The organism is Paenibacillus sp. FSL K6-1318 (genome assembly GCF_037976905.1).
Lineage (GTDB): Bacteria > Bacillota > Bacilli > Paenibacillales > Paenibacillaceae > Paenibacillus > Paenibacillus amylolyticus_A.
This window is the reverse complement of sequence record NZ_CP150270.1, coordinates 6,747,697-6,763,905: the sequence shown is the minus strand read 5'-3', so window position 1 is coordinate 6,763,905 and position 16,209 is coordinate 6,747,697. Positions and strand designations below refer to the sequence as shown.

15 protein-coding genes and 1 tRNA gene are annotated in these 16,209 nt (G+C 44.0%); 15 read left to right on the top strand and 1 reads right to left on the bottom strand.

The annotated features are described in order from the left end of the window. The first annotated feature begins 12 nt into the window (after positions 1 to 12). The 3 genes from NYE45_RS30215 to NYE45_RS30205 all read left to right on the top strand — a co-directional run bounded on the left by NYE45_RS30215 (position 13) and on the right by NYE45_RS30205 (position 1,344). Positions 13 to 951: a mechanosensitive ion channel family protein gene (locus NYE45_RS30215; RefSeq protein WP_340015132.1), complete on the top strand. Its 939-nt coding sequence runs from the start codon at positions 13 to 15 to the stop codon at positions 949 to 951. After that, positions 941 to 1,150 (top strand): DUF951 domain-containing protein, encoded by a 210-nt coding sequence (locus tag NYE45_RS30210; RefSeq protein WP_036611950.1) that lies wholly within the window; start codon positions 941 to 943, stop codon positions 1,148 to 1,150. Before NYE45_RS30215 ends, NYE45_RS30210 begins: the two co-directional genes overlap by 11 nt. A gap of 103 nt (positions 1,151 to 1,253) precedes the next feature. Beyond that, positions 1,254 to 1,344, top strand: a tRNA-Ser gene (locus NYE45_RS30205). A gap of 424 nt (positions 1,345 to 1,768) precedes the next feature. Here NYE45_RS30205 and NYE45_RS30200 read toward each other — a convergent pair. After that, positions 1,769 to 1,963: a YjzC family protein gene (locus NYE45_RS30200; protein ID WP_017691430.1), complete on the bottom strand. Its 195-nt coding sequence runs from the start codon at positions 1,961 to 1,963 to the stop codon at positions 1,769 to 1,771. A 202-nt stretch (positions 1,964 to 2,165) separates the two neighbouring features. Here NYE45_RS30200 and rpsF point away from each other — a divergent pair, with 202 nt between their 5' ends. The 12 genes from rpsF (at position 2,166) to NYE45_RS30140 (ending at position 16,056) form a co-directional block, all read left to right on the top strand. Next, positions 2,166 to 2,459 (top strand): 30S ribosomal protein S6, encoded by a 294-nt coding sequence (gene rpsF / locus NYE45_RS30195; RefSeq protein ID WP_036611944.1) that lies wholly within the window; start codon positions 2,166 to 2,168, stop codon positions 2,457 to 2,459. Positions 2,460 to 2,507: 48 nt separating this feature from the next. Beyond that, complete coding sequence (gene ssb, locus NYE45_RS30190; protein WP_017691432.1) at positions 2,508 to 2,993, top strand: single-stranded DNA-binding protein; 486 nt, start codon at positions 2,508 to 2,510, stop codon at positions 2,991 to 2,993. A gap of 56 nt (positions 2,994 to 3,049) precedes the next feature. Beyond that, on the top strand, positions 3,050 to 3,322 hold the full coding sequence (gene rpsR / locus NYE45_RS30185) for a 30S ribosomal protein S18 (RefSeq protein WP_017691433.1): 273 nt from the start codon (positions 3,050 to 3,052) through the stop codon (positions 3,320 to 3,322). Positions 3,323 to 3,550: 228 nt separating this feature from the next. Beyond that, positions 3,551 to 4,144, top strand: coding sequence for a M15 family metallopeptidase (locus tag NYE45_RS30180; RefSeq protein WP_340015131.1), 594 nt, complete (start codon positions 3,551 to 3,553; stop codon positions 4,142 to 4,144). A gap of 729 nt (positions 4,145 to 4,873) precedes the next feature. Then, complete coding sequence (locus tag NYE45_RS30175) at positions 4,874 to 5,872, top strand: ABC transporter ATP-binding protein (protein ID WP_340015130.1); 999 nt, start codon at positions 4,874 to 4,876, stop codon at positions 5,870 to 5,872. A gap of 4 nt (positions 5,873 to 5,876) precedes the next feature. Then, positions 5,877 to 6,809, top strand: a complete 933-nt coding sequence (locus NYE45_RS30170; protein WP_062836531.1) for an ATP-binding cassette domain-containing protein — start codon at positions 5,877 to 5,879, stop codon at positions 6,807 to 6,809. 7 nt (positions 6,810 to 6,816) lie between these two features. Next, complete coding sequence (gene opp4B / locus NYE45_RS30165) at positions 6,817 to 7,779, top strand: oligopeptide ABC transporter permease (RefSeq protein ID WP_062836532.1); 963 nt, start codon at positions 6,817 to 6,819, stop codon at positions 7,777 to 7,779. A 27-nt stretch (positions 7,780 to 7,806) separates the two neighbouring features. Then, on the top strand, positions 7,807 to 8,712 hold the full coding sequence (locus NYE45_RS30160) for an ABC transporter permease (protein ID WP_062836533.1): 906 nt from the start codon (positions 7,807 to 7,809) through the stop codon (positions 8,710 to 8,712). Between the two features lie 18 nt (positions 8,713 to 8,730). Further along, positions 8,731 to 10,557 (top strand): oligopeptide ABC transporter substrate-binding protein, encoded by a 1,827-nt coding sequence (locus tag NYE45_RS30155; RefSeq protein ID WP_340015129.1) that lies wholly within the window; start codon positions 8,731 to 8,733, stop codon positions 10,555 to 10,557. A 253-nt stretch (positions 10,558 to 10,810) separates the two neighbouring features. Next, positions 10,811 to 11,701, top strand: coding sequence for a D-alanyl-D-alanine carboxypeptidase family protein (locus NYE45_RS30150; RefSeq protein ID WP_340015128.1), 891 nt, complete (start codon positions 10,811 to 10,813; stop codon positions 11,699 to 11,701). Between the two features lie 120 nt (positions 11,702 to 11,821). Further along, entirely contained in the window at positions 11,822 to 14,239 is a 2,418-nt protein-coding gene (locus tag NYE45_RS30145; protein ID WP_340015127.1) for an alpha/beta fold hydrolase, read from the top strand. A gap of 230 nt (positions 14,240 to 14,469) precedes the next feature. Beyond that, positions 14,470 to 16,056: an MFS transporter gene (locus NYE45_RS30140; RefSeq protein ID WP_340015126.1), complete on the top strand. Its 1,587-nt coding sequence runs from the start codon at positions 14,470 to 14,472 to the stop codon at positions 16,054 to 16,056. Positions 16,057 to 16,209 lie beyond the last annotated feature (153 nt).

Sequence of the window (16,209 nt, the reverse complement as noted above, 5' to 3'; positions counted from 1 at the left end):
GAGGGATGATGGATGTTGCCATTTCAATTTGCTCAAGAGAATGACACTGGTGCTGCTGGTGCTGTGAATGAAGCCCTTCTTTGGACAGATAAAGTTTGGAATAAAATCGCAGATCCTGATATGTGGCTTAACATTATGTTCAGCTCAATCCGGATCATCATTATTTTTATCATCACCCGTATTGTCATTAAGGTGGTATATCGAATTATAGATCGTTCCATGGAACGCAAGCAGGAAGGCAAGATTCGCGTGAATCCGCGCAGATTCGTAACCGTAGGGGAACTGTTGAAAAATGCGACCTCCATAACATGTAATTTTATTATGATTCTGCTACTGTTATCTGAGATCAATATCCAAGTTGGGCCGCTACTCGCGAGTGCTGGTGTGCTCGGGCTTGCCATTGGTTTCGGTGCACAGGGTTTGGTCAAGGATGTTATTACGGGTTTCTTCATTATATTGGAGGATCAATTCGCTGTGGGGGATGTTATTCAGACGGGAACCTACAAGGGAACGGTTGAGGTGATCGGACTTAGAACTACCAAACTGGTCAGCTGGCAAGGTGAGGTGCACATTATCCCGAACGGGGCGATTGCAAGTGTAACGAACTACTCCATGTCGAATTCGCTAGCTGTAGTGGATATTCCGATGAAGGGGGACTTGAGTCTCGATGAGTCTGTACACCTGGTGAAGAAGTCTTTGATTGGGATTGAAGAGCGTGATCTAAATATTGTGAAGGTGCCGGATGTGCTCGGTATACAGTCGATGTCTACGTCAGAGTATGTGGTGCGAATTGTAGCCGAATGCATGCCTAACTCTCGTGCTTCGGTGGAACGTCAGATTCAGGGCGATGTGAAAAAAACGCTGGAGTATCATGAGATGAGCAATCAAGCAGCATTGGAGCAGGCAGTAGCTCTGGAGAAAGATGAGGGGGATGGCACAGGTGGAGCGTAAAAGTTTCCAGCTTGGGGATATCGTGCAGATGAAGAAGCAGCATCCCTGTGGCAGCAATGAGATGGAGATCATTCGAATGGGTATGGATATTCGGATTAAGTGTGTCGGATGTAAACATAGTGTGTTGATTCCAAGAGCGAAATTCGAGAAAAACATGAAGAAGGTACTGCGCTCAGCGGAAGATTCCACTGAATCCTGACCTTGAAAGCAATCGGGATTGGGTACTCAAAATAACGTTTACATGCAGGCTGGGTATGAGTGTTGCGTTCTGTAAATGATCATGCTATAATCAATATTGCTGCGGAAAGGTACCCAAGAGGCCCAAGGGGGCTGACTCGAAATCAGTTAGGCGTGTCACAGCGTGCGTGGGTTCGAATCCCACCCTTTCCGCCACTTCATTTACAATTTACTCAATACACATTGAGTTTAATAAAAGGATCAATGAAGAAGGCTTCCCATTAGGGAAGTCTTTTTTGTTTAACGTTATTTTGCCCATGTATTAATAATGGATTATATATGACTAAACGAAAAATAAAGAGCCCCGAAGGGCTCTTTATCCGGCGGTGCATTTGTTTGTTAGGAAACAATCGGTCGTAACAATCAGAAACTTGGTATACTGCACGTAGCAATATGCGTGCTTCAGACGAAGGGCCTTACAACACAGAACCACTTGCTTCTTAAATTACGTGATGAATCTCCAACAGCGAATGATCGGCTTCGTTGTCCAACGGAACCACACCTCTCTCGTGCACCGCCTGATTGTATTATGTGCTTTATTACGTTTTATATACATGGATCATAAAAAATGGTATTGCGATTAGTGGACGCGGGCTTTGGTCAGCTTCTTCCACTTGCGATTATGATTGCTTGTCTCGGGAAAAGATTCGCCTTTTTGCAGCGTTACACGCTTCGGGTTCTGAATTTCCGAAACAAAGCTTTTTTCACCGACTTCCGTGTACTCTCCATCGTTTGGTGCTTTGTCTCCTGGTTCAAACTCGGTTTTTTCACCCATGATAAAACCTCCTCTAGAGATTATGTTACTTCGTTGCATCTGTAGTGTGCTCCATAGCCAGGCTGATCATGTGCCAATATGTACAGGGAACGTTTGCTTGCACTTTGACTCGGTATTTGTTATATTAATATAGTTCGAGTTTGTGCTCGTTCCTTGCTCTCAACCTGGATTGAGGGCCAGAGTCCATAAGGAGGTGAAAATTATGCGCAAATATGAAGTGATGTACATTATTCGTCCTGACATTGAGCAAGAAGTTGTTCAAGCTACAGTCGATAAATTCCAAGGCATCATCTCCAACGGCGGTGGTGAAGTTACAGCTCACGACGTTATGGGTAAACGCCGTCTTGCGTATGAGATCAAGAAATTCCGTGATGGTTTTTATGTTCTGGTACATTTCACTGCTGAACCAGCAGTTGTAACTGAACTTGAGCGTCTCATGAAGATTTCTGACGAAGTAATTCGTTATCTCATTACCAACGACGTTAAGTCTGCTTAAGACAACTCGTGATTAACGCACCAATACGCTCTGAAGGAGGGGATTACATTGTTGAACCGTGTCATTCTGATCGGCCGGTTAACCCGGGATCCTGAGTTGCGTTACACTCCAGCAGGAGTAGCAGTTACGCAATTTACTTTGGCAGTGGACAGACCGTTTACAAGCCAAGGGGGAGAAAAGGAAGCGGATTTCATTCCGGTCGTAACCTGGAGACAGCTTGCCGAGACCTGTGCAAACTACTTGCGCAAAGGACGCCTGGCTGCAGTCGAAGGACGCATTCAAGTACGGAACTACGAGAATAACGAAGGAAAACGTGTATACGTGACCGAAGTCATTGCCGATAATGTCCGTTTCTTGGAGTCAGCTAACCGTGATAATAGCGGTGGCGGCGGTGGGCAACCAATGCGTGAAGAGCCTTCTTATGGAGGCGGCGGACGCGCGAACAATAACAATAATTCGCGTAGCAACAATCAGGATCCTTTTTCCGATGACGGAAAACCGATTGATATATCGGATGATGATTTGCCATTTTAACATGAGCTGATACTCTTAGGAGATATGAGTTACATGATAGGAAAGGACTGAAAAGCATGGGCTTCAAGCAAAGAGAAGGCGGAGACAACGATAAAAGACCGGCACGTCGTGGCGGCCGTAATAAACGTCGTAAAGTGTGCTTCTTCACAGCTAACAAAATTACTCACATCGATTATAAAGATACGGACTTGCTTCGTAAATTTATCAGCGAACGTGGAAAAATTTTGCCACGCCGTGTAACAGGTACTAGCGCTAAATATCAACGCATGCTGACGATTGCAATCAAACGCTCCCGTCAAATCGCATTATTGCCATACACAACTGAGTAGTTTTTACTCAGCTTGCATACGAAGCAGTCGGCTTATAGCCGGCTGCTTTTTTGTATATATCAATAGAAGTATTAGAAATAACAGATCCACTCTAACAAATGGAAGAATTCAATACTGTGGTGATAGAAGCATTCAAGGCTCAAATGAACTATAATAGAGTCTAATCTACTGAAAACGTTCAAGCAGCATGAATAGCTGTTTATTTCAGAATAAACACCAGGAGTGGATATGAATACATCAAAGCGTAAAGGGAAGCAGAGAAAAAGGAAAAGTCTAAAAACCTGGATTGTAGCTACTCTTTTACTTTCCATTATATATGTGTGGTTACAGCAAAAAAGTGATATAGATAACATGTGGCCCGGGACACCGATCCAAGATGCAGCACCAATTACAGGTCTACACCCTGTAGTGGCAGAGAATGAAGAATTATTGGTACGAAAGGCAGCCAGACGTGGAATAGAGATCGTTATAACCCACGGCTATCGAAGCTCCGAGGAGCAAGATGTACTATTTAATCAAGGACGCTCAAGTACAGGCAGTATCGTTACTAATGCGCGTGGTGGTGAATCATATCATAACTATGGATTAGCTATTGATTTTGCATTGAGAACGCCTGAGGGTGATGTGGTGTGGGATATGGAACGGGATGATAACGGAAATGGCAAGGCAGACTGGATGGAAGTGGTGGATCTCGCGAAAGAGTTGGGTTTCACTTGGGGTGGCGACTGGGCTAACTTTCCGGACTATCCTCACTTGCAGATGGATTTTGGATTGAGTATCAATGAGTTAAAACGAGGTAAAAGACCTCCAGATTCTCAATGAAAAAAAGTATTTAATATACACTTATATGAATAAATATTAGAAAAGCTCTGCATTTTGCAGGGCTTTTTTCTTTCTTTTGTAAAATAAATGATAAAAGATGACAATTTGGTCTTTACATCAGCAAATAAATGAAACTATACTATAATAACTAGATTTTATACTTCGCACGTTCATACTATTTCAAATGCAAGGTTAACGACACCGATTGAATAGGTTTAAGTTATCGTTCGATTTTAGTTAATACTCACACACATAACATTAACCTCACATAAAATTAAGAATATCTGCTAATGACAACATACACATATACGTATCATGTCACTATTATGTAATGTATATATTGAGATAACCTTTTAATTATTTACACCTCACAGCCAAAAGCATGGTCTGACCTCTCAAATCCCTTGCCATATACCTTTATAATATTACTAATATCCAAATCTGTAGTATAAAAAACATTTATACCAAAAATCTCAAAATAAGCATTGACGTTAGCTAAAATTACACGTATGATTACATTAATTATTTTGTAGTATAATTCCGCTAGGATTTATCAACATTAATTGACCAATGGTCTAAATAAAAGTCTCTTAAACTTGTTTCTCCTAAAGATTTGGTATTTTGTATAAGCTATTGTTCGTTATCTTCAAGAACTTGGAAATATACAGTGGATGCATTCTTCTACACACGAATACAATCTACGGAAATTATGGGGTTAGGGTGATTGATTTGAATACAGAGCTATTGGAAGTCAGAAATCTAACAACATCATTCAGAATTGAAGATGACTATTACGCAGCAGTGGATCACGTTAACCTTAAGGTGAAGAAAAATGAAGTGTTGGCGATTGTAGGTGAATCCGGATCAGGCAAAAGTGCTTTTGCATTCTCTCTTATGGGTTTGCATAACAAAGCAAAAATCGAAGGCCAGATTCTCTATAAAGGACAAGATATTGCCAACATCTCCCCAAGCAAGTTGAACAAGCTACGCGGCAAAGAAATGGGCATGATTTTTCAGGACCCATTGTCCGCATTAAATCCTCTAATGATTATTGGTGAACAGATTGAAGAGATTCTCACACTTCATCAGTCCAAGCTGTCTTCCAGAGAGAAGAGAGAAAAGGTTATTCACTTATTGAATCAGGTAGGGATTCCACGTCCCGAACAAATATACAAGCAGTATCCCCACGAATTATCTGGTGGTATGAGACAGAGAATTGTCATCGCCATCGCGATTGCCAACAAGCCAGAACTACTCATAGCCGATGAACCAACGACGGCGCTTGACGTTACGATTCAACTACAGATTTTGGAGCTGATCCGTGATCTGAAAAACGAAATTAACGCAGGCATTATTTTGATTACACATGACCTGGGTGTCGTAGCCGAGATGGCTGATCGTGTTGCAGTTATGTATGCAGGAGAAATTGTCGAAATCGCAGATATCTTCACACTGATGAATGATGCGAAGCATCCGTATACACGTTCACTGTTGAACTCTATTCCCACCCTGTCTGAAGAAGGATCCAAATTGCATGTCATCCAAGGCATTGTGCCTTCACTTAAAAATCTTCCTCGCAAAGGGTGCAGATTCAAAGCCCGAATTCCATGGATTAGTGATTCGGCTCATGAAGAGAACCCACAGATGCATGAAATTGCACCAGGTCACTTGGTACGGTGTACCTGTTACCAGCACTTTCATTTCCCTGACCAAGCTGAGGAGGAATAACATAATGGCATTACTCGAAGTAGAAGGACTCAAGATACACTTTCCGATTCGCGGTGGATTGCTCAAACGGGAAATTGGCAGTGTAAAGGCTGTTGATGATGTTAGCTTTTCCATTGAACAAGGACAGACCTACGGTTTGGTTGGCGAATCCGGTTCAGGTAAAACAACAACAGGCAGAGCCATTATTGGGCTAAACCATGTTACTGACGGAAAGATTCTATTTAACGGGAAAAACCTGGCTACAGAACGGCGTAAAGACAGGCAGCTTCAGCGTGATGTACAAATGATCTTTCAAGATCCATATTCATCATTGAATCCCAAGAAGCGGGTTATCGATATTATCGCTGAGCCGTTTCGTAACTATGAGCGTCTGACAGCTACCGAGGAGAAAAGACAAGTAAGAGAATTACTTGAAAAGGTTGGTCTGAGTCCAGAATCAATCTACAAATATCCGCATGAATTCTCAGGAGGACAGCGTCAACGGATCGGCATTGCACGGGCCATTGCATTGAAGCCGAAGCTGATTATCGCGGATGAACCTGTATCTGCGTTGGATGTATCGGTACAGGCTCAGGTACTCAACTTCATGCAGGAAATTCAAAAAGAGTTGAACCTGACTTACCTGTTCATTAGTCACGATTTGGGCATTATCCGTCATATGTGTGATGAGATTGGAATTATGTATAAAGGTCGATATGTAGAACAGGGAACAACGGATGATATTTTTGAGAATCCGCAGCACATCTATACCAAACGTCTTATTGCAGCCATTCCGGATATGGACCCAACCAAACGAGAGGAAATGGTAGCCTTCCGTCAACAGGTCAAATCCGAGTATGAACATTCATACCGAAATTTCTTTGATGAGGAAGGGCTTGCATACTCGCTCCAATCCATTTCCGATACTCACCGAGTAGCTCTACCTCAGAAAGGTTGAAGGCCATATGTGGAAAATAATAGTACGAAGAATCATGATTATGATCCCTCAAATCTTTTTACTAAGTCTTTTGGTATTTTTGATGGCCAAAGCGATGCCAGGAGATGCTCTAACCGGCTTGCTCGATCCAAGCATTGATCCTAAAGCTTTGGATGAACAGAGGGAGCGACTTGGACTTAATAATCCATGGTATGTACAGTATTGGGACTGGATTAGAAATGCCGCGCAAGGCGACTTTGGACAATCTTTCCGATTCAAGATGCCAGTTTCTGATCTGATAGGTCAAAGAATTGCAAATACATTTTGGCTGGCATTTGCAACACTTGTATTCACATATTTAATCGCGATCCCTCTTGGTATTATCAGTGGTCGTTACAATGATACATGGTCTGACCGTTTAATTACGGGTTACACCTATCTGGGTTTCGCAGCACCGTTGTTCATTTTTGCACTGGTTATGTTATGGATCTTTGGATTCCACTTTGGCTTATTCCCGACGGGGGGTAGCGTGGCACCTGGTCTTACACCAGGAACATTCAGTTACATTGCAAGCAAATTCTATCATCTGTTATTACCGGCATTATCCATGGCACTGATTACTACGGTATCAACCGTTCAATACTTACGTAGCGAGATTATCGATATCAAGCATAAAGAATTCGTTCTTACTGCGCGAGCCAAGGGTGCTTCGGAATCACGAGTTTACAACAGGCATATTTTAAGGAACTCTCTATTGCCGATTGCGGCATTCTTCGGTTATGAGATTACAGGACTTATCGGAGGTACTATTTTCATTGAGAGTATATTCAGTTACCCAGGCATGGGACAGCTGTTCCTTAACTCAATCTCTCTTCGTGATTTCAGTGTTGTAACCGCACTTGTCCTGCTATTTGGTATAGCTACAATCCTGGGGTCGCTGTTATCTGACATTATTCTGGGATTAGTAGATCCGCGTATACGGATCAAGTAAGAACTTGAAGATTTCGGGGTGAATAAGATGAGCAAGGCCAATGATGTCGTTGTAACTTCACAGAAGATTGATAAGAGCCCCTCCAGCTTGAGTATCTTATGGAGAGAGCTTGTCCGGGATAAGGTGGCACTAATCTCGCTCATATTTTTGGGACTGGTTTTATTAATAGTCTATGGAACGGCTCTGATCCTGGATCAGGATGAAATTGTTAAAGTGGATCTATTCGCTTTATATGAGCCGCCTTCTGCACAATACTGGTTAGGAACAGATTACGGAGGTCGTGATGTATTTGGACAACTAATCATCGGAACTCGGAACTCGTTATCCATTGCCATTCTAGTTACGGTAATGACAGGTTTCTTGGGGATCGTAATCGGTATATTGTCTGGTTATTTCGGAGGACTGATTGACAATGTATTCATGCGCATCGTGGATTTTTTCATGATTCTTCCGTTCATGATGATTGTTATCGCGTTTGTTACAGCAGTACCCAAATATAATATTGTTTCGTTCTCGCTAATCATGACTGCCTTCCTATGGATGGGAATTGCTAGATTAATTCGGTCTAAGGCACTGCAGGAGAGAGAACTTGAATATGTGAAAGCTTCAAAAACATTGGGATCATCCCATCTTAAGATCATTTTCTCACAGGTTCTTCCGAATCTGAGCTCCATTATCATCGTAACGATGACATTGAATCTCGCTGCCAACATTGGCCTCGAATCCGGGCTGTCTTTCCTCGGGTTTGGTTTTCCCGAAAGTACGCCTAGTCTTGGAACACTCGTAAGTTACGCACGTAATCCGCAAACCCTGGAATCCAGATGGTGGATATGGCTACCCGCATCGGTGCTGATCCTGGTATTGATGTTGAGTATAAATAATGTCGGTCAAGCCCTAAAGCGTGCGACTGATGCAAGACAAAGAAGAGGTTAAAAAAGGGAGGAAAGGTTCATGAAAAAGGGATTATTTTCACGGGGACTATTTTTCACGATGATGCTGGTCTTTGTATTGGTGCTCGCAGCGTGCTCTGAGAAGGAAGCAGCTACTCCAGCTCCTGCTACCAACACAGAAGAGGGAAAAACAGAGGAAAAACCTGCTAATGAAGAGGGCGTTTACTCCATTGAAGACTTTAACAATGTTAAAACGAATGAGGGTACTGCGATCGAGGGTGGATCAATTACATTCGGACTTGTATCAGATACGGCTTTTGAAGGTACACTGAACTACAACTTCTATTCCGGTAACCCGGATGTTCAGGTACTGCAATGGTTTGATGAGGCATTGCTTACATGGGACAAAGACTATGTATACACCAACGATGGTGCAGCAACATATGAGACTTCAGAAGATGGCAAAACGTTCACACTAACCATTCGTGACAATGTAAACTGGCATGATGGCAAGCCGGTAACGGCTGAAGATTTGCAATTTGCTTATGAAGTGATTGGTAGTAAAGGCTATGATGGCCCTCGTTATGACTCGAGCTTCACTAGTGTCGTAGGTATGGAAGAATTTCATGCGGGAACAGCAAAAACAATCTCTGGTATTAAAGTGCTGAGCGACAAACAAATCAGCATTACGTATAAAGAATCCACACCGTCCCTGCTGACAGGTGGCGTATGGACGTATCCATTGGCTAAACATATCTTCGGAGATATGGATGTAGCGAAAATGTCTTCTTCCAAAGAAGTACGTGAAAAACCAATTGGTTTTGGCCCATTTAAAGTCGATGTCATCACTCCGGGTGAGTCTGTAACTTATGTTAAGAACGAAGACTACTGGCGTGGGGCTCCAAAATTGGATAGTGTGACTCTGAAAGTTATCAACCCGACAACGGTTGTTCAAGAACTGAAATCTGGCGGGGTAGACCTCGTGGATGCATTCCCGACAGATCAATACAAAGACAATGCAAACCTGTCTAACGTAGAATTCCTGGGCGCAATCGATCGTGCTTATACGTACATCGGTTTCAAACTGGGTACGTGGGATGAAGAAAACGGAAAAGTTGTAAGTAATGCCGAAGCAAAAATGGGCGACAAAAATCTGCGTAAAGCAATGTGGATGGCTGTAGATAATGACCAAGTAGGTAAACGTTTCTACAACGGTCTGCGCTGGAATGCAACAACTCTGATTCCACCATCTCACCCAGAATTCCATGATTCCAGTAATCCGGGTGTAGCATATGATCCGGAAGCAGCGAAAGCACTGCTTGAAGAAGCTGGTTACAAACTGGACGGTGAATTCCGTACTAATCCAGATGGAACACCACTGGAAATCAACTTTGTGTCCATGACTGGTGGCGACACTGCTGAACCATTGGCACGTTACTACGTTCAATCATGGGCAGCTATTGGTCTGAAAGTTAACCTGGAAATGGTTGAGTTCAACAGCTTCTATGACCGTGTAGGTAACACAGGTAAAGATGATCCGAACATTGATGTATATCAAGCGGCATGGGGCGTTGGTATTGACGTAGATCCATCCGGTCTGTATGGCCGTGATGCATTGTATAACTTCTCCAGATTCTCTAGCGAAGAGAATGACAAATTGCTGGCACAAGGTATCTCTGCTGAAGCATTTGATGTAGACAAGCGTAAAGAGATCTACAATCAATGGCAGCAATACATGGTAGACGAAGTTCCTGTATTCCCTACACTGTATCGTGCAGTTGTAGCACCGGTTAACAAACGTGTAATGAACTATGCGATTGGTGATGGAACAGGCGTTTATCTGAGCGACCTGCAAGTTAACGCAGACAAAGCAGTTGTAGCTGAATAATACAATTCAGTAATTAGCAGCTGTAAGGATTGGGGTCCTTTCAGAACTCGGTTGCTAAATTCTAATGAAAAATTCTCCTGGGAGAATGAACAAAAGTGTCTTTAAAAACATGGATTCTGTACACTCTGGCATGGGTGTATGGGGTTCATGTTTTTTTTGTAACCGAAAAATAAAAAAAATTTAACTTTTTTTCAAAAAAGTGCAGACAAAATGCCCGTTCACTTCGTCTATATAGGTAAGAGGTGATTATCTTATGAAAAAATGGTGGAAACGGGCAGGTACGCTGCTAGCTCTGCTGCTCATTATATATTTGGGTGTGAAACCGGACATGCTGGTAGGCAAACCGGGAATTAAAGCTGAATCTGCTGTCTTAATGGATATGAATTCTGAACAGGTCTTAATGGACTTTAACGGCTCTGAGGAAATTGCTCCGGCAGGCGTGAGTAAGTTGATGACAGAACTGCTTGTGATGGAGGCCGTGATCAATGGTGATATAAGCTGGGACGATCTTGTTAATGTGAGTCTGTATGCCAGTTCGGTAGGGGGCAGTCAACTGACCTTGAAACAGGGTGAGCAATTAACAGTAAAGGATTTATTCCAGATTGTAGCTGTCTATTCAGCGAATGATGCAGCGGTTGCTTTGGCTGAACATATCAGTGGTACAGAGCATAAGTTTGTGCAGCAGATGAACCAAAAAGCAACTCAGATTGGGTTGTCTGAGGATACACAATTCACGAATTCAACAGGCTTGAGTGAAAAGCTGCTTGGTCCTAATCGTCCGACCGAAATACAAGGGCAGACCTTAATGACGGCTATAGATGCGTGTAAGCTTGCGCGATATCTGCTGAATAACCATCCCGAGATCTTAAGAGTCTCTAGTCAAATGCAAGTATCGATGCATCAAAAAGGAATGTATATGAGTAACACGAACTGGATGTTGTCCTCCATTGGTGGGCCGTATGCTTACGATGGGAATGACGGATTGAAGACCGGGTATGATGAAGATTCCGGATATCATTTTGTTGGGACAGCTGAACGTGATGGCAAAAGACTGATTTCCGTTGTATTTGGAACAGATACTCGTGAAGGGCGTTTTGTGGAGACACGGAAGTTGTTCAACTATGGATTTTCGGGATCGAAATAACTTGTGAACAAGGACATTGTATAGGAGCTCTTCTCGCTGTTATCTCGTGGTTAATCATGGTAAAATGACTTACGTATAATTCCATATTATTCTGTAATTCACTTTAAAGGGGGAAATCGTTTGAACGCGATCAGCAAAAAGGTATACGCTCTCACGCTTACTATGGCCATGTCCGTTGCACTGATTCAACCAGCTGTACAAGCGGCAGAAGCCGTAAAACCTACAGCGGCGGTCTCGGAGGCCATTGCTTCCAAGGCGACACGAACACTACAGCAACTGGGATACATAGATGAAATCACAGAGGTAACAACTCCGATCACTCGTGCCGAAGCGGCAATCATTCTGCAACGTGTACTTAAACTGGATGCGCCTGCATCACTTACAGGTTTTGCAGATGTTACGCCGGAGAATGAAGCTGCGCCTGCTATCTACGCTCTGAAGCAAGGCGGATTCATTCAAGGGAAGGCAAAAGGCTATGCCCCGGATGCACCACTTACACGTGCACAAATGGCATCGTTATTTACGCGTGCATTCGAACTGAAGGATAATGGAATTCAGGTAGTATACAGCGATGCCGATCAGATTCCAGCTGTACATGCGAATGACGCTGCAAGGGTTAAGCAGCATTTTATTATCGAAGGTAGCGCATTTAATGCCAAACAATCGGTGACTCATGGAGAATTCGCAGATGCACTGTATCTCGCGCTTGGACTTGATGTGAAGTCAGAGGGTCTCACACCTCTGGAGGACTTCTTCAAACAGCCTGCTCAGGCAGGGTTCCAGATGTCGCCTGACGGTAAACATCTCGCGTACCTGGAGCCATGGAACAACCGCATGAATATCGTAGTTACCGCAAACGGCCAGGATAAGCCTGTACGCATTACGAGCGAAACAGAACGTAATATCGCTGGATTTGCATGGGCAACCAATGACAAGCTGCTCTACGTGCAAGATAAGGCAGGCGATGAGAATTATCATTTATATATTACGGATATCGATGGTAAAAATAGCAAGGATCTGACGCCGTATCCTAATACAAGAGCCATCCTGGTAGATCCGCTTGAGAATATCCCGGATGAGATTCTGGTAGGTCTGAACAAACGTGATCCACGCATCTTCGATGTATACCGTATTAACATCAAGACAGGAGAGGCTGTGCTTGCGGCAGAGAATCCGGGCAATATTACAGGCTGGCTAACGGATCACGAAGGCAAAATTCGTGTTGCCGTATCCAGTGATGGTAATGTGTCTTCGTTACTGTATCGTGAATCAGAGGATAAAGAATTTGAGCCGCTACTGACAACGAAGCTGGGAGAGACTTTTGCTCCAGTCATGTTCACGTACGACAATAAAAATATCTATGCCGTATCTAACTTGGAGCGAGACAAAACGGCAATTGTAGAGTACAGTCCAAGCAGCAAGAAGGTAACCAAAACCATTTATGAAAATAAAGATGTGGATGTAAGCAGCTTCATCCCTTCCAAAGAAAAAGGAACTATTCTTGCTGCTGTGTATGAGACAGATAAAATGAACTATGAATTCTTTGATCAAGAGTTCAAAACGTTAATGCAGGATATCAAAGCGAAAGTGCCAGGCAAGGAAGTTAGTCTCAGCAGCATAAGCGAGGAAGGCCAGGTACTGTTTGTAGCCTATAACGACAAAACGATGGGCACGTATTATTTCTACGATTCCAAAACAGGCAAACTCGATAAATTGGCTGATGCAGCACCTTGGATTGATGAGAGCCAAATGTCGGACATGAAGCCCATTACGTATAAGTCACGTGACGGTCTAACCCTTCATGGTTATCTGACACTGCCTCAAGGAGCGGAGGCTTCCGATTTGCCACTGGTGGTTGTTCCACATGGTGGTCCTTGGGCTCGTGATTCATGGGGCTTCAATCCTGAGATTCAATTCCTGGCAAGTCGTGGCTATGCCGTTCTACAGGTGAACTTCCGTGGCTCTACAGGGTACGGTAAGGAATTCCTGGATGCCGGTAATAAAGAGTGGGGTAAAGCCATGCAGAACGACCTCACAGACGGCGTGAACTGGCTAGTTGCAGAGGGAACGGTTGATGCGAAGCGCGTAGCGATCTATGGTGGATCTTACGGCGGATATGCGGCTCTGGCAGGACTGGCATTCACACCCGATGTTTACGCTGCAGGAATTAGCTATGTTGGACCTTCCAACATCTTCACCCTTCTGGATTCACTGCCACCTTACTGGGAATCAGAGCGCAGTATGTTCTATGAACGTGTAGGAGATCCCGAGAAGGACAAGGAACTGTTAACAGCTATTTCACCACTCTTCCACATCGATCAGATGAAGGCTCCATTATTCGTGGTTCAGGGCGCCAATGATCCACGTGTCAAACAAGCCGAGTCAGACCAGATCGTTGAAGCATTACGTAAGCGTGGAGTTGATGTACCATATATGTTAAAGACAAACGAAGGTCATGGCTTCGCGAACGTAGAGAATCAGCTTGATCTGTACCGTGCGATTGAAAAATTCCTGAATCGTCATCTGATGCAGCCATAGTACGTTAGACATTGAGGACTGTCCCACAGGTTCGACCGAACCTGTGGGCAGCTTTATTTTATCGGATCAGAGGTAAAATGAACCATATAACCATATTATTAAATTGACATATGGATTTCTTTTGTTTTAAAATGACCAGTGAGTCATTATTATTCAATTGAGTTTAATATATATGTACCAAACCAACTGTACGATACTGAATTTAAGATCTGATCGGGAGGTAACATGTGATGCAAAAACAAATGAAATGGCCGCTGATCCTTTTTGCCATAGGTGTATTCATGGCTGCGTTGGATAATGGGATCATCACCTCTTCACTGACCACCTTAAATGCATCGTTTGGTGTGTCGCCAACATGGGGGGCGTGGACAATTACGCTCTACACGCTCGGACTTGCAGTGAGTGTTCCTATTGCGGGTAAGCTGTCGGACCGTTATGGTCGCAAGAAACTATTTTTGATTGAAGTGGCGTTGTTTGGGATCGGGTCCTTGCTCGTCGCGCTAAGCACATCGTTTACCTTCTTCCTGATCGCTCGTGTCATTCAAGCTTTGGGCGGCGGGGGGATCTTTATCATTGCCAGCTCATACGTATTAAGCAAGTTCCCAGTGGAGCGTCAAGGTACTGCCTTGGGTCTGCTTGGAGGTATGAATGGTGTTGCCGCCATTTTGGGGCCCAATGTTGGTGCTTTCATACTGGACATTACGGGCAACTGGCATTGGTTGTTCCTGATCAACGTGCCTATCGCCATTTTGCTATTCATTGCAGGTATTCGATTTATTCATGAAGAGCAAGAACTGAACCGTGCAGCAGTGGACTGGAGCGGTATCGCTGTCCTGACACTAGGTGTGCTCAGTTTAATGTATAGCTTCAGCAATCTGGACGGTGTGAACATGCTTCAAAGCCTGGGATCACCGATGTTCTACGGTTTCTTCTTGGCAGGTGTGATCATTCTGGTGCTCTTCTACTTCATGGAAAAAAGACTCGAAGGATCTGAACGTGAACCTGTTGTATCGACACAGCTTCTGGGCATCGCGTCCTTTAGATGGACGCTGCTGATTGCCTTTTTCTCTGGAGCTATTTTGGCCTCAGTGATCTTTATTCCCGGATTTGTTGAGCAATATCTTGGCGTATCCAATACGGCCTCCGGGTACTGGTTTACTCCGCTCGCGCTGGCATCAGGCATTGGGGCAGGCGGAGGTGGATACCTCGTTGACCGCAAAGGGCCAATCTGGACGTTATCGGTTGCGGGGCTGCTATCCGCCATTGGATTCCTGCTGTTCCCGCTATGGGTAGAGCATATCTGGCAATTTGTCATCGCGAGTACGCTCGTAGGTATCGGCTTCGGCATGATGCTTGGTGCGCCAGTTAACGTACTTGTCACGGAACAGGCGGGAGAGAACAACAAAGGTATTGCGGTAGCGACCAGTTCGTTATTCCGCCAGATGGCTATGGCTATTGCGCCTACGATTTTTGCCGGATTTCTGGCACGTTCTTTTATTAATCTGGGATCCAACATTCAGACAGGGTTTGCTGATAAAGGTATTCAGGTGCCGCCTGAGATGCTGGAGCAATATGCCTCGGGTGGTTCATCCGGGAGTGATGTGTCCAGTCTGACAGCGGGCCTGTCCCAAATTCCTGATGAAGGTATCCGTGATGTCTTGCTTCAGGCAGTGCATCAAACGACAGGTCAGGGTTACAATGGCCTCTTCTGGTCTGCGGTCGTATTCAGTGTGCTTACGCTGGTGGCTGCGCTGATAACGGGACGTCTGCGTCAAAAAGAGAAGAGCCAGCATGTGGAAAGTATATCCACAAACTGATTCAATAGTGTGTCGAAATGAAGAGAACAGTGTACCTTTTGTAACTAAAAAAGGAGTCGCTGTTCTTTTCAATTTAACCGGATTGTAACTTTTCATCTCCTCGCAATGATTACAATAGAACGAGCGTAAGCGGTGTCTTGATTCCAGATAGAG

Coding starts and splice junctions, on each gene's coding strand:
- NYE45_RS30215 (WP_340015132.1), top strand. CDS start 13: ATGTTGCCATTTCAATTTGCTCAAGAGAATGACACTGGTGCTGCTGGT.
- NYE45_RS30200 (WP_017691430.1), bottom strand. CDS start 1,963: ATGGGTGAAAAAACCGAGTTTGAACCAGGAGACAAAGCACCAAACGAT.
- rpsF (WP_036611944.1), top strand. CDS start 2,166: ATGCGCAAATATGAAGTGATGTACATTATTCGTCCTGACATTGAGCAA.
- rpsR (WP_017691433.1), top strand. CDS start 3,050: ATGGGCTTCAAGCAAAGAGAAGGCGGAGACAACGATAAAAGACCGGCA.
- NYE45_RS30180 (WP_340015131.1), top strand. CDS start 3,551: ATGAATACATCAAAGCGTAAAGGGAAGCAGAGAAAAAGGAAAAGTCTA.
- NYE45_RS30170 (WP_062836531.1), top strand. CDS start 5,877: ATGGCATTACTCGAAGTAGAAGGACTCAAGATACACTTTCCGATTCGC.
- opp4B (WP_062836532.1), top strand. CDS start 6,817: ATGTGGAAAATAATAGTACGAAGAATCATGATTATGATCCCTCAAATC.
- NYE45_RS30160 (WP_062836533.1), top strand. CDS start 7,807: ATGAGCAAGGCCAATGATGTCGTTGTAACTTCACAGAAGATTGATAAG.
- NYE45_RS30155 (WP_340015129.1), top strand. CDS start 8,731: ATGAAAAAGGGATTATTTTCACGGGGACTATTTTTCACGATGATGCTG.
- NYE45_RS30150 (WP_340015128.1), top strand. CDS start 10,811: ATGAAAAAATGGTGGAAACGGGCAGGTACGCTGCTAGCTCTGCTGCTC.
- NYE45_RS30140 (WP_340015126.1), top strand. CDS start 14,470: ATGCAAAAACAAATGAAATGGCCGCTGATCCTTTTTGCCATAGGTGTA.